Origin of the sequence: Actinacidiphila bryophytorum (genome assembly GCF_016916835.1) — a bacterium.
GTDB lineage: Bacteria > Actinomycetota > Actinomycetes > Streptomycetales > Streptomycetaceae > Actinacidiphila > Actinacidiphila bryophytorum.
The window spans coordinates 1-18,751 of sequence record NZ_JAFFIX010000003.1 but is presented as its reverse complement, the minus strand read 5'-3'; the positions used below and the strand labels follow the sequence as shown (position 1 = coordinate 18,751).

At 73.5% G+C, this 18,751-nt stretch carries 9 protein-coding genes; all 9 read right to left on the bottom strand.

The window, feature by feature from the left end:
* Nucleotides 1-102: 102 nt before the first annotated feature.
* The 9 genes from JT723_RS05335 to JT723_RS05295 all read right to left on the bottom strand — a co-directional run bounded on the left by JT723_RS05335 (nt 103) and on the right by JT723_RS05295 (nt 18,585).
* The gene (locus tag JT723_RS05335; protein WP_205043307.1) at nt 103-1,572 is read right to left on the bottom strand and encodes a diaminopimelate decarboxylase; all 1,470 of its coding nucleotides are present in this window, start codon (nt 1,570-1,572) and stop codon (nt 103-105) included.
* A gap of 36 nt (nt 1,573-1,608) precedes the next feature.
* Nucleotides 1,609-3,036, bottom strand: coding sequence for an aminotransferase (locus JT723_RS05330; protein ID WP_205043305.1), 1,428 nt, complete (start codon nt 3,034-3,036; stop codon nt 1,609-1,611).
* Between the two features lie 10 nt (nt 3,037-3,046).
* On the bottom strand, nt 3,047-4,027 hold the full coding sequence (locus JT723_RS05325; RefSeq protein WP_205043303.1) for an NAD(P)-binding domain-containing protein: 981 nt from the start codon (nt 4,025-4,027) through the stop codon (nt 3,047-3,049).
* 70 nt (nt 4,028-4,097) lie between these two features.
* The gene (locus tag JT723_RS05320; protein ID WP_251512436.1) at nt 4,098-6,026 is read right to left on the bottom strand and encodes an FAD-dependent oxidoreductase; all 1,929 of its coding nucleotides are present in this window, start codon (nt 6,024-6,026) and stop codon (nt 4,098-4,100) included.
* Nucleotides 6,023-7,177 carry a kinase-like protein gene (locus tag JT723_RS05315; protein ID WP_205043302.1) on the bottom strand — a complete coding sequence of 385 codons (1,155 nt, stop codon included), beginning with the start codon at nt 7,175-7,177 and terminating at the stop codon, nt 6,023-6,025. The genes JT723_RS05320 and JT723_RS05315 overlap by 4 nt, the downstream gene beginning before the upstream one ends.
* A 37-nt stretch (nt 7,178-7,214) precedes the next feature.
* Entirely contained in the window at nt 7,215-15,017 is a 7,803-nt protein-coding gene (locus tag JT723_RS05310; RefSeq protein ID WP_205043300.1) for a type I polyketide synthase, read from the bottom strand.
* Nucleotides 15,018-15,251: 234 nt separating this feature from the next.
* On the bottom strand, nt 15,252-15,740 hold the full coding sequence (locus tag JT723_RS05305; RefSeq protein WP_205043298.1) for a YbaK/EbsC family protein: 489 nt from the start codon (nt 15,738-15,740) through the stop codon (nt 15,252-15,254).
* Between the two features lie 128 nt (nt 15,741-15,868).
* Complete coding sequence (locus tag JT723_RS05300) at nt 15,869-17,266, bottom strand: MFS transporter (protein WP_205043296.1); 1,398 nt, start codon at nt 17,264-17,266, stop codon at nt 15,869-15,871.
* Entirely contained in the window at nt 17,263-18,585 is a 1,323-nt protein-coding gene (locus tag JT723_RS05295; RefSeq protein WP_205043294.1) for an ATP-grasp domain-containing protein, read from the bottom strand. Before JT723_RS05295 ends, JT723_RS05300 begins: the two co-directional genes overlap by 4 nt.
* Between the last annotated feature and the right edge of the window lie 166 nt (nt 18,586-18,751).

Genomic DNA, 18,751 nt, shown 5'->3' with positions numbered 1-18,751 from the left:
CCTCCGTGTGGGGACGCGGCCGGGCCGGTGGCGGGGCCGTGGGGTGTGCTGGCGTGGGTGGTGCGGGCGGGGACGCCGTCGTCCCCGTGCGGCAGTCGGTGTCTACGGCGCCGGCGGCGGCTGCTCGTCGATCAGCAGCACCTCGCCCGCCTCGCCGCGCAGGCAGTGGTCGGAGCGCATCGAGGCCGCGTAGCCGCCGGAGTTGATCAGGGCGACGCGGTCGCCCTCGCGCAGCCGGGTCATGCGGTGGCCGACCGCCCACTGGTCGAGCGCCTCGTTGATGTTGCCGACGACGGTGTACGTCTCGGTGCCCTCCTCCCAGCGCGGCACGACCGGGACCGGTTCGCAGGGCAGCCCGTAGAAGGCGGGTTCCACGGCGAGGTTGAAGCCCGCGTCGAGCCCGGCGAAGAGCACCTCCCGGCGTCGTTCGACGTAGGTGGCGGTGGTGAGCAGCAGGCCCGCGTCCTTGACCAGGTAGTCGCCGGGCTCGACCGCGACGGTCAGGCCGCGGCCGGCGAAGCGCCGGGCGACGGCCGCGGCCCAGCGCTCCAGGTCCAGCGGGGCGTCGGTCGGGGTGTGCGGGACGCCGAGGCCGCCGCCGATGTTGACCTCCGCCAGGTCGGGCAGCTCGCCGGTGAAGGCGTCGGCGGCGTCCAACGCGGCTTCCAGCTGGTCGAGTTGGCCGTCGAGGTAGCCGCACCCGGCGTGCAGGTGCAGCCGGACGACGCGCAGGCCCCACTTCTCCGCGACCGCCTTGGCCTCGGCCAGGTGCTCGCGGTAGATGCCGAACTTCGTGGTGGCGGCGCCGCTGTAGCTCAGCCGCTCGTCGCCCTGGTAGCCGACGCCGACGGCCGGGTTGATGCGCAGGCCGACGTCGCGGCCGGGACAGGAGCGGCCGAAGCGGTCGAGGGCCGACACCGAGTCGAAGTTGACCCGCAGGTCGGTGAAGCGGGCCAGCACCTCGATGTCGTGGCGGGACAGCGAGGTGCCGGTGAAGGAGATCATGCCGGGTGGGAAGCCGCAGCCCAGTGCGTGCGTCAACTCCCCCGTGGAGCACACGTCGACACCGCACAGCCCGGAGGTGCGCAGGTAGGACAGCAGCGCGGGCGACCTGTTGGCCTTGATGGCGTAGTAGATGCGGTGGTCGAGGCCCGCCGCGGCCAGTGCCGCGGAGATCCGCTCGATGTTCTCCCGCACCCGGCCTGCCCTGCACACGTACGCGGGTGTGCCGACCTGGCGGGCGAGCTGGTCCATGTCCACCCCGCCCAGGTGCAGCCGGCCCCGGTCGTAGCGCAGGTCGCGGCGCTTCCACCAGGGGTCCTCCGGCGGGTGCTGCGGCCCGTCGCTCTGCGGCAGCGCCGAGGGCTCCTCGCCGGGCGGGCCGACGTAGCGTACGCGGTCGGCGACGTCGCCGAGCGCGCGCGAGACCTCCTCGCGGCGGCAGTGCTCGCCCAGCAGGACGTGCAGCGGGCCGTCGGGTGCCGTGCCGGAGCTGGCGGCCTGCTTGACCCGTAACACCGTCAGGGCCGTGCTGAGTCCACGGCAGTCCAGGACGGCCTGGAGTGCTTCCATACGTCTTCTCCCACGGTGTGTTGGGTGCGCGCGGCACTATCCGGCGGCGGCGGTCCCGGACCGCAGGTCCGCTTCCGCCCGGGCGAGGGCGTCGGCCATGACGCCGGCGATCCGGTCGATCTCCGCTGCGCCGACGACCAGCGGCGGCGACATGATGCAGAGGTTCTCGTAGGGCCTGACCAGCAGCCCGCCCGCCTCGCAGTAGGTGTCGACGCGGTGGGCGAGCGCCATGTTGCGCGGTGTCGGCCCGCTCTCGCCGGGGACCCGGCACTCGACGCAGGCCATCAGGTGGTCGCCGCGCACCGCGGCGACGATCGGCGAACTGCGCAGCTCGCGCAGCCGGTCCATGAAGTACGGGCCGACGTCGCGGACATGGCCGCAGATGTCCTCGCGGCGCATCAGCTCGATGTTGGCCAGGGCCGCCGCGCAGGCCACCGGGTGCCCCGAGTAGGTGAACCCGTTGGAGAACACCGGTTTGTCCGGGTCGGCGGTCTCGGCGAGTGTGCCCGCGATGCGGTCGGAGATCAGTACGGCGCCCAGCGGCTGGTAGCCGGAGGTCAGGCCCTTGGCGGTGGTGATCATGTCCGGCACGATGCCGAACCTGTCCTGCGAGGCGAAGAAGTGGCCGAGCCGCCCGAAGCCGGTGACCACCTCGTCGCTGATGTAGAGGATGTCGTGCCGCCCGCACAGCTCCCGGGTGGCCTGGTGGTAGCCGGGCGGCGGCACCAGGACACCGCCGGAGGCGAGCACGGGTTCCGCGACGAAGCAGGCGATGTTCTCCGCGCCGATCCGGTCGATCGCCGCCTCCATCCCGGCCATCAGCCCGGCGAGGCGCTCGGCGGCGGACACCGAGGTGTCGTCGGCGTCGTGGCCGGGGCTTTCCAGGTGGTGCACCCAGGTGTCCTCGTACCGGAAGCGGACCCGGTCGGCCTGCTTGCCCGACAGCGACGCGGCAAGGTAGGTGCTGCCGTGGTAGGCGTCGGTGCGGGAGAGCACATGGCGCCTGCCGGGGCGGCCGAGCGCCGCGTGGTAGAGGTGGGCGACCCGCACCGCGGACTCCACGGCGGTGGAGCCGCCGGTGGTGAAGTGCACCCGGTTCAGGTCGCCGGGCGCCAACGCGGCCAGTTGCGCGGCCAGTTCGATGGCCGGCTCGTTGGCGACGTCGCCGAAGGGCGTGAAGTACGGCATCGCGCGCGCCTGCGCCGCCATCGCCTCGACGATCTCCTCACGCCCGTAGCCGACGGTCACGCACCACATGCCGCCGATCGCGTCGAGGTAGCGCCGTCCGCGGCTGTCGACCACCTCCACGCCCTCGGCGCCGGTGATGACCAGCGGGTCCTGCTTGCCCAGGGTGCTCAGGTCGGCCCACGGGTGCAGGACGTGCCGGGTGTCGTCGGCCAGGAGCCGCCCGTGGACGGCGTCGTCGCGCCCGCCGCGGGACGCGGAGTGCTGCTGTGCGGTCACTGCCCCCTCCTCACGGGTGGCCGAGGATGGCGCGGTAGGTGTCGTGGGTGCGGGTCATCGCGCCTGCTTCGTACGCCGTCCGGTAGTCGGCCAGGCTCGGGTAGCCGGCCTGCGCCTCGCGGCTCAGCTCCTCGACGAAGGCCCCGTTCCTGATATCGCCGAGGATGCGCTCGCCCTTGGCGCGCACGTCGGGGCCGAGCAGGGTGCCCAGGTACTTCTGGACGCCGAAGCGGCAGGTGGGCGAGCCCTGCTGCTCGATGACCTCGTAGATCCCGGTGGTCGCCGCCTCGACCATCATCTCGGCCATCTCACCGGAAGCGTGCATGTCCAGCAGCGCGGGCACCGGGTCGCAGCCCGCCCCGACCAGCACCTCGAAGGCGGTGCGGAAGGCATCCAGCAGCAGCGGGGTCAGGAACTGCTCCTGGAAGAGGTCGAGTTCGGTCTCGGTGGCGAGCGGCACCGGCAGCACCCCGTAGCGCGTGAAGCCCACGGCCTTGGCGATGCCGAGGGTGCGCCGCAGTGCCCGCCCGGTGCGGTCCTCGACCACGTCGAGGAAGGCGAGCACCCCGGAACCCTCGGTGTAGCGCTGCCTGATGGGCTTGCCGAACATCTTCGGCGCCAGCAGCGCCACGTCGATGCCGTCCGGCAGCGCGATCCGGTCGTAGCGCAGCGAGAAGCCGTGCGCCAGCACGAACAGGTCGCCGTCGCGCAGCCCGGGGGCGATCTGGCTGCCGTACACCTCCTGGTGGGCCTCGTCGGGGATGAGCAGCAGCACCGTCGTCGCGGCGGCGACGGCCTCGGCGATCGGCCGGGTGTCGAAGCCGTCGGCGAGCGCCGCCTTGCGGTAGTCGTCGTCGCGGTTGCCGACGACGACGCGCACCCCGCTGTCGCGCAGGTTCGCAGCGAAGGCCTTGCCCTGGATGCCGTAGCCGACGACGGCGACGACCTCGTCCTCGATGTCGTGCAGACTCGCGTCCTTCTCGAAGTACACGCCTTACCCCTCTCGCCTGGAGATGGTGCACACGTGGCTCACGTCGGCGGTGCCGTGCTCCCGCCCGGGGTCATTCGGTGGCGCCGGCCGCGGCGCCCGGCACGCTGAAGGGCTCGGCCGGTTTGTGGCCGCGGACCTTCTCGCCGAGGTCGGCCCACGCCATGTTGCGGCCGTACACCTCGGCGAAGCCCTCCCACTCGGCCCGCCGCCGGTCGGTGTCCCAGCCCAGCAGCGCGGCCATCTCGTCCAGGACGAGTTCGAGCACGGCGAGGTCGATGTCGCAGCGCCCCTCGCCGTCGAAGACGACGGCGTCCCTGACCGCGCCGGTGTTCAGCAGGTAGTCCGCGTAGCTGCCCGCCATCTGGTGGCGGACGTGGTGGGCGACCTTCTCGGCCACGAACTCCCGGTCGCCCCAGTGGCGTTCCGCGCCACCGGGGGTGTAGCGGTGCTCGCCGGGCACGTTCAGGAAGGGCAGCGTGCGAGTGGTGGAGCGGCCCAGCACCCGGGAGGTCCTGCGCCGCACCTCCTTGGCGATCAGCTCGCCCACCTCGCGGCCCGCCCAGCGGAATTCGGTGAGCTTGACGTTGACCATGTCGAAGACCGGGCCGCCGCCGTGCTCCCTGCGGGTGATGCGGAACATCCGGGAGATGTCCTGCACCGCGATCTTGCCGCCGTCGCCGGAGGCCAGCGGGCGGATGCCGCAGAAGACGTTGAAGATGTCCCGGCGGCCGATCTTCCAGCGGTCGTCGACGAGGGCGTTGTAGGAGTGCAGCAGCTCCTCGATCTCGTCCTCCTCCGGCACCACCAGGTCCGGGTCGGTGTGCGCCCGGTCGGTGGTGGTGCACTGCACGTACCACAGGCCGTGCTGCTGGAAGGGCCGCAGGTAGTGCTGGCGTTCGGCGTTCAGCGGCACCAGGCCGACCTGGAGGCGCGGGTCGGCGGTCAGCGCCTCGTGGATGAAGCGGTTGGTGGCCTCCAGATGGGTGCCGCGCGAGTACACCACCGACTGCCTGCCGTCGGGCTCCGCCGTGCGGTTGCGCACCTGGTCCACCCACGGGCCTGCCGCGTTGGTGAGGGTGTGCGCCTTGACCGTGACCTGCTCGGGCAGGTCGTCGTGGTCGAAGCGGCGGGCCAGGGTCACCGTGAAGTGGCCGCCGCCGGGGGCGGCCCGGTCCGCGTGCCACTCGTGGTGCACGACCTCGACATGGCTCAGGGCGCGGATGGGGTGGCCGGCGCTGCGCCGGTAGTAGGCGTCCCTGATCGCCTTGAGCACCAGGATCTTGTCGTTGTTGGCCTTGCCGTCCCAGTAGAGGATGCCGCCGACGACGTCCTCGGCGTCCAGGTTGGGCAGTTCGCGGTGCAGGGCCTTGCCGTTGCGGAACAGCTTGACGCGGCTGAACCTGGCCTGCAGCCCGCACCACGCCCACAGGGTGGTGAACAGGTCATACAGCGAGATCCCGAAGAAGACCGCCCACTTCTTCTCCGGGCTGTCGGGCAGCACGAAGACGATGTTGGGGATCTCCTCGACGGTGTCGTCGGCCGTCTCGATCAGGATCTTGCGCTCCCGCGTGCCGTACCAGACCAGTTGCAGGTCCAGCCACGCGCCGCGCAGGTTCTGTGCGGTGGTCTGCTTGATCTTGGGGTCCCTGCGCAGGTGCGCGGCCAGCAGCATGCGGTGGAAGGCCATCCGCAGGTAGCGGATGCCGGGGTGGATGGCCTTGCCGGTCTTGCTCGACGTCTGCCCGCCGAAGGGGCCGCGGTCCACCAGCAGGGCGCTGGCGTTGCCGCGCGAGGCCAGGTCGCGCAGCACCCCGGCGCCCGCGGCCCCGCCGCCGATCACCACGGTGTCGTGCACGAGGGCGCTGCCGCTGCGCTCTTCCTCGACGAGTTCGCGGTATTGGCGCACGACGTCGGACATGGCGAACGCCCGGTCCGCCGCGTGCTGTTGCTGCTCGTGGTGCTGGTGGTGTCGGGACGACGATCCCCTGGCCTGGCTCACGCTGCTCGGGCTCCTTTGCGGACGGCGATCACTCGGTGGCCGGAGTCCCGCCATGCGCGGAAGGTGACCACCCGGTCGGGGGGGATCGGCGAGGTGGTGCGCCAATCCCAGCTCTGCTCGGTCATGTACGCCATGAAGGCGCGGATGCCGTCGGGCGTCAGGCCGCGGCGGCCGTGCCGGGCCTCCACCAGCCGCTCCTGCGCCTCGCGTTCGGTCACCATCTGCTCGAACGACGGCCACTGGTACGCCCACAGCGCGTCCATCCGCGCGAACACCGGCCCCCACGACGGCAGGTGCTCGGCGACCCGGCGCCGCAGGCCCTCGGGCAGCGCCAGCGGGTCCACGGCGGTCTCGGCGCCGGCGAACCACAGGTCGAACAGCAGGACGCCGACCTTGCCGCGCACCGGGAATGCCGCCTCCGGCTGGTCGTCGGCCTTCTTGTCGAAGTTGCCGAGCAGCAGGCGGCTGTCCGCGGTGCTGTGCTCCAGTTCGCGCAGGTTGCGCAGCAGCCAGTCCATGTCGTGGGTGCCGGGCAGCGAGCGGTTGGTGACACCGGGCACCCCCGGGTCCCAGCCGCGGGCGCGCAGCGGTTCGCGGGCGCTCCTGGGCAGGTACCAGTCGTCGCCGCTGCGGGCCAGCGCGCGCCCCTCGGCGACCGGGTCGAGCAGCCGGTCGAGGACGGCGGCGACCGCGCTGGTCAGTACGGTCTTCCCGGCGCCCGGGCTGCCGTTGAAGCCGATCACGAAGAGTTCGCCGGGGCGGCGGCTGCGCTTCTCGCGGACGATCCACTGCGCCAGCGGCAGATACAGCCGCCACAGGTCCGCCAGCGGGGCGCCGGCGGGGTCGCTGCCGGGGAAGTACGAGCGCCACCAGGCGGCGAAGGGCTCCCACACCCGGGGCAGCAGCCCGGCGCGTTCCGCGGCGAGGGCGCCGGGCTCCGCCGCGGGTCCGTGCGGGTCGAACGCGGGCTGTACGCCGTCGGCCCGGGCCGCCGCGGCCAGTTCGGCCAGTTCCTTCGGCCCGGGGCTGCGGCCCGCGACGAGGTCGTGCAGGACGGGGGCGAGGCGCCGGTCGGCGGCGTCGCGCTCTGCGACCTCGGCGGGCGCGGCGGTTCCCCGGTCGGTCTGCGGGGGGCCGTCGGTCACGGACATCGGCGGGCTCCCGCGGGTTGAGGTCGTACGGCCGAGGTCAACACTCGGACAGGAAGGCGTAGAGCTGGCCGAGTCGCTGGTCGGGCCGGGCGATGGCGGACAAGGGCACGTCCTTTCCGAAGGTGCGGGCGAAGTCGCCCCGCATACGGGCGAAGTCCAGGGAGTCCAGGCCGAGTTCGGCGAGCCGGCGCGACTCGTCCCAGCGGTGGACGTACGCGCCGAGGAAGCTGCGCAAGGCGTCGGGCTGCCCGTCCGCAGCCGGGGCGTCCGCGTCCGCGGCCGCGTTGGCGCCGGCCGGGGCGGCGGGCCTGGCATGGCCCGCGGGAAGCGACGCGACCAGGGGCGCCCCCGCCCAGGGCGAGGCCGGCCAGTCGATGTCGCAGGCGGCGAGGTGGCGGGGCGGGGCGCCCGCGAGCAGGCCCGACACGACCTTCCCCAGCAGGGCCAGTGCGGTGCCCGCGGGCAGCGGCGTCTCCCCGCCGGAGCGGGCCGCGTCACCGGCTCTGGCGTTCCCCGCGGCCATGCCGGTGCCCTCCCAGGTGCCCCAGCTGACGACCGCGAGCTGCGGTCCGCCGTCCGGGAACGGTCCCGCGTGGGCGTCCGTCCAGCCGTTGGCGGCGGCGTAGTTGGCCTGCCCCGCCGCGCCCAGCAGGGAGCTGGTGGACGAGAAGGCGGTCACCCAGGCGGCCCCGGCCCGCGCTGCCAGGTCCATCACCCGGGGCAGCGCCAGCTTCGGCGCGAGCACCGCGGGCAGCCGGGCCGCGTCCAGATTGCGCAGGACGCCGTCGTCCAGGGCGCCGGCCAGGTGGAAGACCCCGGCGAGCGGCCCGGTCTCCGCGGCGACCGCTCCCGCGTCGAAGGGTTCCGCGAGGTCCAGCGGCAGGAAGCGCACACCCTCCCGCAGCCCCGCGGGTGCGGTGCGCCCGGTGACGGTCACCTGCCCGGGCCGTACGCCCTGGTGGTGGACCAGCCAGTCCGTGACGGCCCGCCCGACCCCGCCCGTCCCGCCGGTCAGCAGGTATCCCCCGCCGACCTGGCCCAACGTCCCGGGCGGCAGTTCCGGCAGCACCGCGGGCGCGAGCCGCCGCGCGAGCAGGTGCCCGCCGCGCAGCAGCAGGTCCTGCTCCCCCGGGTGCGCGTCCGGCCGCCGGAGCACCGCTTCGACGTCGACGCCGCCCGCGGGCCACGGGGCGACGTGCACCCGCCGCACCGTCACGCCCGCCTCCTCCAGCACGAAGGTCCGCGTGAGCCCCGCGACCAGGCCGCTGCTCTCCTGGGCGGGCAGCACCAGGGTCAGGCCGCCGCGGGCCTCGGCGCCGGCGAGGCCCTTGAGCAGGTCCAGCCACCCGGCGCAGTACGCCTCGGCTCCGATGCCGCGCGGCGGCGGGCAGACGAGCACGGCCTCCCGGTCAGCCGCGGTCAGTTCCCGGCGCAGGAAGGCGAGGGCGCTGCGGGGGTCGCCGCCCTTGTAGCGGCCCACGGCCCGCCGGCGGCCGCCGCCCTGCGCCGCGGGCAGCGGCACCCAGGTGACCTCGTGGAGCCGCCCGTCCCATGTGCCCGCGGGCGCGGGCGGCGGCGGGGTGAGGCGGGCGACGAAGGCGGTGACGCGGGCCAGGATCGCGTCGCGGGCGTGCAGCATGAAGTCGTGGGCGCCCGGGTGGACTTCGACGTCCACGACGGGGCTGGACGTGGCGGCGGCCCACAAGGGGGCCGCGTCCGGCGGGAAGGACGGGTCGGCGGTGCCGCAGTGCACCTGGAGCGGGACGCCGACCGGGGGGCGGGCGGCGACACGGGCCTCGGTGCGGGCGTCCCACGCGAGGTCGGCGTGCAGCAGCGGCAGCACCGTACGCTGCCACCGCGGGTCCGCCCTGACCTCGTCAGGGGCCATCAGGTACGCGTCGGCGTCCTGCGCTTCCTCCGCTGCTCCCCGGCCCAGCGGGGCGCGGCCGACCGCGCAGAAGGCGGCGACCCTGCCGTCGCCCGCCCAGTCCGCGAGCGGCCCGCCGAGCAGGTCCAGGGCCAGCCCGGCACCGAAGCTCAACCCGCAGAAGACGACCGCGGCCTGCCCCGCGTCGGCCCTGACGGCATCGGCGACCTGGTCGAGCCATGCCATGTCGGCGCCGTCGTCGGCCGGTACGGGCAGCTCCGCCCGGCCGCCGCGGCCCGGCGGTTCGACCGTCACGACGTCCAGCCACGGCGGCGCCGCGTGCGCCCACGAGCGGAAGGCGGCGGCGTCGCCGCCCGCGTAGGGGAAGCAGTACATCCGGGTGCTCGCACCCGGCTTGGCGACGTGCCGCACCAACGGACGTGCCGGTGTGGGGACTTGGCGCTCCGCACGCCCCGCGTACGGGGAGGCGTCCGGCTTCGTCCAGTAGCGGCTGCGCTCGAAGGAGTACGTCGGCAGCAGCAGCCGCAGCGCCGGGTCGCCCACGGGGTCGTCCTCGTGCAGGGCGGCGAAGTCCAGGTCCACGCCGTGGCACCACAGTTCGCCCAGCACCGACAGCAGCGCCGGTTCGTCGTCCTGCTCCGGGTCCGCCGCGTACGGCATACACGCGAGGGTCCGCGGGGCGGAATCCGCCCCGGCGTCCAGGCACTTGGCGGTGAGCGAGGTCAGGACCCCGCCGGGTCCGACCTCCAGGATCACGTCCGGCGCCCACTTCAGCAGGGCGGCGACGTCCTCGCTCCAGCGCACCGCCGAGGTCACGTGCTCGCCCCAGTACGTCTGCGGCTGGTGGCGGGCGTCGACCCACGTGCCGGTCAGGTTGCTCGCGGTCGGCACATCCGGCGTCCGTACCGGCAGGTCGGCGGCGGCGGCGTCGAGCCGGGCGGCGACCGGGGCCATCAGGGGGCTGTGGAAGGGGTGCGAGACGGGTACGGGCTTGCACCCGAAGCCGAGCGGCGGCAGTTCCACTGCCGCGGCGCGCAAGGCCTCGGGGGTGCCCGAGACCACCGTGCGGCCCGGGGCGTTGCGGGCCGCGGTCCACAGGCCATCGCGGCCCGCGAGCCAGGCGGCCAGCCGGTCCTCGTCGCCCAGGACGCTCAGCATGCCGCCGTGCGCGTCCGCCAATTCCTCGGTCGCGCCCGCCCGTACGGCGACGAGCAGCGCCGCCTCGTCCAGGGTGAGCAGCCCCGAGATCGCGGCGGCCGCGTACTCCCCGATGCTGTGCCCCGCGACGGCGACGGGCCGCACCCCGAGGTCCACCAGGGTGCGGGCGAGCGCGTACTCGACGGCGAACAGGCCGCACTGCGTGACCAGGGGGCGCTGCACGGTGGTGTCGTCCGCGCCCAGGACGAGCGGACCGGGGTCCTCCCCCAGGTGCCCGCCGAGGGCGGCGCAGGCGGCGTCGAAGTGCCGCCGGAAGCGCCCCCTGTACAGGCCGCGGGCCATCGCGGCGGTCTGCGAGCCCTGCCCGGAGAAGACGAAGGCGACGGTGCCGGCGCCGCTGCCGCTTCCGGTGAGGGGGGTGGACCACTCCCCCGTCCCCGTGTCGAGCACGGCCGCCTGCCGCACCGGGTGCGCCTCACGCGTCAGATGCCACTCCCGCACCAGCGCCCGCGTCTCCTCGCCGCCCCGCCCCGCCAACACCGCCTTGAGCGCGCCCATCCCGCGCTCCACGGCCCCCGCACTCCGCGCCGACGCGCCGACAAGCCGCAGCGCGCCCGGTGGTCCGGAGCGATCCGAACTGCCCCTTTCGGCCGGTGACGACCCGCGCCCCGCCGGTGGCTGGTCGCGCAGTTCCCCGCGCCCCTGAAAAGCACCGCCCCCCGCAAGGGCACCCTCTCCCCCAGAGGGCACACCAAGGGGCGCGGGGAACGGCGCGCGCAACCCACCACCCACCGCGGGTCCGGGGCGGGCCGAGGAAGCCCCCGCGGTCGGGGGCGACGCCACGTCGCGTTGCGGGAACTCCTCCAGCACGACGTGGGCATTGGTCCCGCCGATCCCGAAGCTGCTCACCCCCGCCCGGCGCGGCAGCCGACCGGCCGGGACGGACCACGGCTCGTGCCGGGTCTGGACGGTGAAGGGCGAGCCGTCCGCGTCGATGAAGTCGACGAGCTTGGGGTTGACCGCCTCGAAGTGCACCGTCGGGACCAGCTCCCGATGGTGCAGGCACAGCACCGTCTTGATGAAGCCGGTTATCCCGGCAGCACAGTTGGCGTGCCCGATGTTCCCCTTCACGCTCCCGAGTGCGCACTCGCCCGCGCCGGGCGCCCCTGCGGCCTCCGCCCGGTGCCGGGCGAAGGCCGAGCTCAGCCCGCTGACCTCGATCGCGTCGCCGACATGCGTGGCCGTCGCATGGCACTCGACGTACGAGATCTGCTCGGATCCCACCCCCGCCATGCCGATGGCGTCGGAGATGCACTGCTCCTGCGCGCGGGCGCTGGGCGCGGTGTAACCCGCTTTCCTGCGGCCGTCGTTGGAGACGCCGTATCCGGCGAGTACGGCCCAGACGTGGTCGCCGTCGGCGACGGCGTCCTCCAGCCGTTTGAGCACCACCGCCCCGACGGCGTCACCGAAGAGCGTTCCGTCGGCGGCCTGGTCGAAGGGCCGGACCCGCCCGTCGGGGCTGCCGACGAGGCCTTCTTCGTACCGGTAGCCGAAGTTGGGGAAGTTGAGGGACGAGGCACCCGCGAGGGCCATGTCGCACTGGCCGGAGGCGAGCGCCTGCGCGGCCTGGGCGACGGCGACGAGTGCGCTGCTGCACGCGGAGGTGACGGTGGCGGCGGGTCCGCCGAGGTCGAGGAGGTAGGCGACCCGGGTGGCGATGTAGTCCTTCTCGTTGCCGATCTCGGTGAGGAAGAGCCCTGCCGGGTCGAGTGGGCGGGTGAGGCCGCCGCCGTCGAGGTGGTGGATGAGGTAGCCGTCGATGCCGCAGGCGGCGAAGACCCCGGTGCGCCGCCGGTAGGGATTGTCGCGGCGGGCGTAGCCGGCCTGTTCCATGGCGGTGGCGGCGACTTCGACGAAGAGCCGGTGCTGCGGGTCCATGAGGAGGGCTTCGCGCTGCCCTATGCCCCACATCTCGGCGTCGAAGGCGTCGGCGTCGGCGACGAGTTGGGCGGCGGCGACCCACTGCGGGTGGGTGACGACCTCCTCGGGCACGCCTTTGGCCCGCAGTTCGTCCGGGGTGAAGACGGTCAGCGAGTCGGTGCCGTCTTTGAGGTTCTGCCAGAAGGCGTTGATGTCCGGCGCCCCGGGGAAGCGTCCTGCCATGCCGACGACGGCGATCCTGGGGTTGTCCTGCCGGGCGGGGCGCGGGCGTTCGGGTTCGGCGGCGGCCGACGGGTCTCCCGAGCAGCGGGCGGCGAGTTCGCGCAGGGTGGCGTACTGGAAGACGTCGACCACGGGCAGCGCGATGCCGTACCGCTCGGCGAGCAGGCCGGTGAGGCGGGCGGCGCTGAGGGAGTCGCCGCCCGCGTCGAAGAAGTTGTCGTCGGGCGCGGCGGTGCGCAGGCCGAGCACTTCGGTCCAGGCGTCGGCGACCCGTTGTTCTGCGGTGCTGAGCGGCCCTGCGGTGTCGGGCTCTTCGGGTGGCGGCGGGGGCAGCGCGGACAGGTCGAGTTTGCGGGAGTCGCTGCGGGTGAAGGGCAGCGCGTCGAGCCCGATGACGTGCCGGGGGCGGGCGTAGGCGGGCAGGTCGCGGGCGGCTTTGCTGCGGGTGCGGGCGAGCAGTGTGGGCGAGGGGGTGCCGTCGTCGCCGAGGACGTAGGCGAGCAGGTATGCGGGCTGCCCTGTGTGCGGGTCCTGGACGGGGCGGACGATGACGCGGGCGACGCCTTCCTGGTCCTCCAGGGCGGCTTCGACGGACCGCAGCGACACCTTGAAGCCGCGCAGTTTGACGATGTCGCCTGTCCTGCCGAGGAGTTCGAGCCCGCCGTCGGGCAGGAAGCGGGCGCGGTCGCCGGTGCGGTAGAAGACGTGGCCGGCGAAGGCCGAACCTGCCAGTGCGGGCGGGCAGGGCACGAAGCGTTCCGCGGTCTTGGCGGGGTCGTCGAGGTAGCCGGTGGCGACGCCGGGGCCTGCCACGTACAGCTCGCCGACGGCTCCGTAGGGCACAGCCGCGCCGTCCTCGTCCAGCAGGGCGGCCGCGGTGCCGTCGATGACCCGCCCGACGGGGGCGCAGTCGGCGGGGGCCGCGGGTGCCGCACCGGGCGGGCGCGGCAGCAGGTCGGCGTAGGAGACGTCCAGGCTCTCCCAGGTGCTGTACGCGTTGACGAGCCGTACGTGCGGGGGCAGCAGGACCGCGGCCTTGTCGACCACGCGGGAGGGCACGACCTCGCCCATGAGGAAGACGATCTCCATGTGGGCCAGGCTGTGGGCGAGTTCGGGTCCCGCGGCGGGGTGGTCGAGGACGCTCTCGAAGAGCGAGGGCGGGACCACGATGCGGGTGATCCGCTCCTGGCGCAGGGTGCCGACGAGCCGGACCGGGTCGAAGACGTGGTCGTCGGGGACGACGGCGGCGGGGCGGCCTTCCAGGAGCGGCCGCAGGCACTCCCAGGCGAAGAAGACGTTGAGGCCGTCGCGCGAGGCGGGCTCGTACGGGTAGAGCGCGTAGCGGGCGTCGAAGCAGTACAGGCAGCCGAGGTGGGTGTTGAGCACCGCCTTGGGGGTGCCGGAGGTGCCGCTGGTCATGGAGATCAGGGCGGTGTCGCCGGGTGCGACGTCCGGGAGCTGCGCGGGCTCCGCGGTGCTGCGCCGGCTCCACCGGTCGGGGGTGAGCACGACCAGCCGCTCGGGGGCGGTGTGGCTGTCGGGGAGCAGTGCGACGAGGTCGGGGGTGGTGACGACGGTGGTGACGCCGGCGCTGGCGAGGAAGCCGGCGAGCAGCGACGGCGGCCAGTTCTTCTCCAGCAGGCACGCGGGGGTGCCGGCGGCGAAGCAGGTCAGCAGGGTGATGCAGTACTCGGCGGAGTGCGGCAGCAGCAGGCCGACGACGTCGCCCTTGGCGGTGCCGCGGGCGGCGAGGTCGGCTGCCAGGTCGAGGGCGCTGTCGCGCAGTTCGCGGTAGGTCCAGCTGCGGGGGCCGTCGCTGAGGGCCGGTGCGTCGGGGGCGGTGTGCGCCTGCTCACTGAATCTGGCCCATAAGCTCCGCACCGGCGCCGGGTAGGCGGCCCCGGTGGCGGCCACGGACGGTCGCGCGGCGGTGCGCAGCCGGTTCAACTGCCGGGTGAGGCCCGCCAGCAGGGCCGGCCGGGATTCGACGGTGTAGAAGTGGCCGCCGGGGAGGGTCTCGTGGTCCGGCTCGCTCGTGAAGTGGTCGCGCCAGGCGGCCAGTTCGGCGGGGGCCACCGTACGGTCGCCGCTGCCGCCGTAGACGGCGCAGGGGACGGGGAGCGGGCCGCGCGCCTGCGGGGCGTACTCCTCGTCGAGCCGCAGGTCGGCGCGCAGCGGCGGGAGGACGAGGTCGAGCAGGTCGTCGTCGTGCAGGAGGTCGTCGGGGATCAGGCCCCATAATCGCACCCGGTCGAGGAAGTCGTCCTGCGGCAGCCGGTGCGCGGGCCGGTCCGGCGGCAGGTGGGGCGCCCGGTGCGCCGATACCGCGAGCAGGCCGGGACATCGGCCCCGCAGGTCGACCAGTTTGCGGGTTACCTCGTAGGCGACCAGCGCCCCGAAGCTGTGGCCGAAGAAGGCGAAGGGGGCGCCGTCGTCGTGCTGCGCGACCATGGCGGCCAGGTCGTCCACCAGGTCGGTGAGGTGCTCGTACGGGGCTTCCGCCCGGCGCCGTCCGCGGCCGGGCAGCGTGTAGCTGACGACCTCCACGTCGTCGGGCAGGCCGGCCGGCCAGTCCTGGAAGGCGGTGTGGTTTCCGCCCGCGTGCGGAAAGGCGAACAGCCGTAAGGCCACGTCCTCACGACGTGCGATGACGACAGGCTCGACACCGCCCGTCGGACTCTGGAAGTTCCTGGAACGCAGCAAAGCGCTTTCCCCTGACCTGTCAATATGCCCTGGATGCACAGGAGAACAAAACCACCAGGCCCCGAGAAGGGGGCGGCGCTCTTCTTGCCGGAAACAGGCGCCAATTTTTACAGCGGCTGACACATGTCGTCAAGGCCGTCCAGAAGGAGCGGTTTCCGGCCTTCAGGCCTGGGTGATCGGCTCGATCGTGGGGTTCGCAATGGCGAGGTAGTCCTTGGTCGCCAGCGCGATGGTGCGGTCGAGCCGGCCGGCGTTGAAGAACACCTCGTCGAATTGCAGTAGTTCAGGGTCCATGAACAGGCCCATGCGCTCGTCGAAGGAGAACGGCGGGATCGTGCCGACCGGTGTGCCGGCCAGCTCCTCGGCGACCTCGGGGGTCGCGAACGAGGCGTAGCTGCCGCCGCACAGGGCCTTGAGCCGGTTGAAGTCGACCCGGCGGTCGCCGGGTAGGACCGCGGCGACGTACCGCTTCTCCTTCTTTCCGATCTTCATCATGATGACGATGCACTTGGCGGCCTGCCGCGGATCGTGGCCGCGCAGCCGGCTCACCGCTTCGGTGACACCTTCCGGCTCGTGCTCGATGATCCGATAACTGGCGCCGTGCTCGTCGAGGAGCGAGATCAGCTTGCCGTACACGTCCTCAGAGGCCATCGGTGCCACTGCTCCCTGACTGAAGAAATACCGGTCCGCCGGGTGAATTGCCCCCGCACAAAAGACGAATGGGAAATCGCCGCGCGCGTTCTTGTGGGGAGCCCGAGCATACCCGATCGGACGTACCGTCAGACGGGTGCCGCGGCCCGGCCCCTGGTGGCCTCGGCCCATGCGACCGCCCGCGGGGTCAGCGCCCCGCAGCCGAGCAGCAGCACGCCCAGCGCCCACCAGCCGGCCTGCCCGTGGTCGAGGCAGACCGCGGCCAGGACCGCGGGTGCCGCGGCGTTGGCACCGCCGGCGCCTAGCCCGAAGACCCCGGCGTACTGCCCCTGCAGGTGCGGCCGGGCCAGGCCGAAGGCCAGTTCGAAGGAGGCGGCGGCCTGCCACAGCTCGCCGAAGGTGTACACGACGGTGGCGGCCAGCAGCACCAGCAGCGCCGACCACCAGGCCAGCCCCGACATGGCGCCGATCAGGACGCTGGCGGCCAGCAGCGCGGCCCCGGCCCAGCGCATCCGTACGCCCGCGGTGCGCGGGTCGGTCACACCGCGGCTCACCCGGACCTGGAGGGCGACCACCAGCACCCCGTTGACGAGCATGATCCCGGTGATGGCCGCCCGCGGCGCGGAGGTGTTCTCCACGATCCACAGCGGCAGCGCGAAGGTCGGCACCGCCAGGTGCAGCGACATCCCGCCGTTGATCAGCGTCACCGCCAGGTAGGGGCGGTCGGTGAGGGCCGCCCACCGGCTGTGCGCCGGGTCTGCGGGCAGCGGCGGCACGTGCGGCAGCCGGGTGAGGATCAGCGCGGCGGCCAGGAAGGTCCCGGCGGCGGCCAGGATCAGGCCCACGTAGACCGGTCCCGAGTCCAGCTGGATGCCGACGGTGCCGATCAGGACGCCGGCCATGATCGCCACGTTGGTGATGGCGCGCTGGTAGGCCAGGTACGCGGTCGTGTCGGCGCCGGCCAGCGCGCGGATCAGCGGCGCCCGGCTGGCCTGGCCCGCGGAGCCGACCGCGGTGGTCAGCAGCGAGACCAGCACGAGCACCCAGAAGGTGCGGGCCACCGCGAAGCCCGCGGTGGCCGCAACCCCGCACAGCATCGTCGCGACGTGCACCTCGCGCGGGCCGCGCCGGTCGGCGAGGTGCCCGATGTACGGCCCGAAGACCAGCCCGAGCACGGCCCCGACGGTCAGCCCGAGCCCGACGCGTACCGCCGACATCCCGACGACCCGGGTCAGGTAGAGCATCGTGGTGCCGGCGAGCATCCCGCCGCCGACGGTGACGGCGAAGGATGCCCCGGCCAGCAGCCGCTGCGGCCCGGGCTCGGGCAGCGTCCGCCGCACGGCGGCCCGCAGCCGGCCGGGCCGCGGGTCCGCTAATCGCGGCGGCTCGGGGGGCGCGGGCGGCGCGGCCTCAGGTCCCGGCGCCCGGGGCGCCCCGGCCGCCGGCCCGCCGCCCGCGGGCGCGGCGGGCGTGCCGCCGGCCCGCGGGCGGGAGAGGTCGCGCGCGGCGGCGGCCTTGCGCCTCACCGGCCCTCGTACAGCCAGTCGCGGTACTCGCGGTCGGGCCAGGTGGCCGCCTGCCAGGCCCAGCGCTGGCCGCTGTTGAGGTGCGGGCGGGCGACGACGAGCCGCTCGTCGATCCAGTCGCGCAGCTCCACCACCCGGTTGTCGAAGTCCTCGACGGTCTCGGTCGCCAGCAGGATCGCGCCGAGCATGTCGGCGGAGGCGGAGAACTTCGTGGAGAGGGTCGCACCCGGCGGCACGTACGTCTGGGCGAAGATCACGTTGGGCTCGGCGATCAGCTCGTCGGGCGTCGGGTAGCTGATGACCGTGCCCGCGCTGCCGTAGAAGCCGACGCAGCCGATGACGTCGGGGGTGACGCTGACCTTCAGCTCGGGGCGGCGGCCCAGCGCGCACAGCAGCGCGGCCTCGGCGAGGTCGACGTTGAACTTCGCGTGCACCTGCTCCTGGGTGAGGGCACCGCCGCGGCGGGCGGCGCACTCGCTGAAGACGATCCGTCCGGTGCCCGGTTCGCGGAACAGCTCCATGTGGAAGACGCTGTCCTGCAGGCCGAGCGCGGCGATGGCCGCACGCACCACGGGCTCGGCGCTCGCGTACGCCTCCGCCTCCTTGGTGGGGTCCAACCGCCGCAGGGAGATGGGCACCTGGCCGGTGACGGCTTCGAGGCACGGCTCGGTGTAGGCGCCGAGGCCGAAGAAGATGACCTCGCCGCCGAAGACGATGCCCTCGGCCATCCACTCGTCGCCCTCGACGAACTCCTCCAGCAGGAAGGTGCGGTTGGTCTCCTTCTGCTCGCGGAAGGCCCGGCTGGCGTCCTCCAGGTCCTTGCGGGAGGTCACGACGCTGGTGGAGGTGGTGCCGCCGCCCGCGATGGGCTTGAGGACGGCGCGCTCGAAGTCGAAGGGGACCTCGGAGACGTCGAAGACGTCGGGAACGACGACGGCCCGCGTGACGGGGACGCCGGCGTCCCTGAGGCGGGCCTTCTGGAGCGACTTGTCGCGGAAGTGCAGTGCGGTGACCGGGTCGATGGTGCGACAGCCCAGTGCGCGGGCGAGGACCGCGGTGGTGACGGCGGCGTACTCCCAGGTGGTCTGCACCGCGTCGAACTTCTGGCCGCCCAGTCCCTCGCGGTGCAGGGCTCCGAGTATGTCCTCGACGTTGGTGACCTCGTCGACGCGTATCACCCGTCCGCCGGGGGGCAGTTTGATCCTGCCCGACTCGTACGCACCGGAGTTGCTGATGACGACGGCGTCCACCTGGTGGCGCTCGCAGGCCCTCAGCACATAACTGTCGGCCCCGACTAACAGGACGGTCGGCCTACTCATGTCCCCTCCAAGCTCTCCGGTCATCGTGACGCTCCGTAAGACGGAGCCCGCGTAGTGTAACAGGACGGATGGAGGCTGCCACAGGGGCGCAGGTGGCCGGTTCCGGCCCCTGCGGCCCCTGGGGAGGGGCTGGTTGCCGGGTCTACAGACCGCGCGCGAGGTGGTA

What these genes read in the sequence shown, in the direction of transcription:
- JT723_RS05295 (WP_205043294.1), bottom strand. Translation starts at nt 18,585, where the DNA reads ATGAGTAGGCCGACCGTCCTGTTAGTCGGGGCCGACAGTTATGTGCTG.
- JT723_RS05305 (WP_205043298.1), bottom strand. Translation starts at nt 15,740, where the DNA reads ATGGCCTCTGAGGACGTGTACGGCAAGCTGATCTCGCTCCTCGACGAG.
- JT723_RS05335 (WP_205043307.1), bottom strand. Translation starts at nt 1,572, where the DNA reads ATGGAAGCACTCCAGGCCGTCCTGGACTGCCGTGGACTCAGCACGGCC.
- JT723_RS05315 (WP_205043302.1), bottom strand. Translation starts at nt 7,177, where the DNA reads ATGTCCGTGACCGACGGCCCCCCGCAGACCGACCGGGGAACCGCCGCG.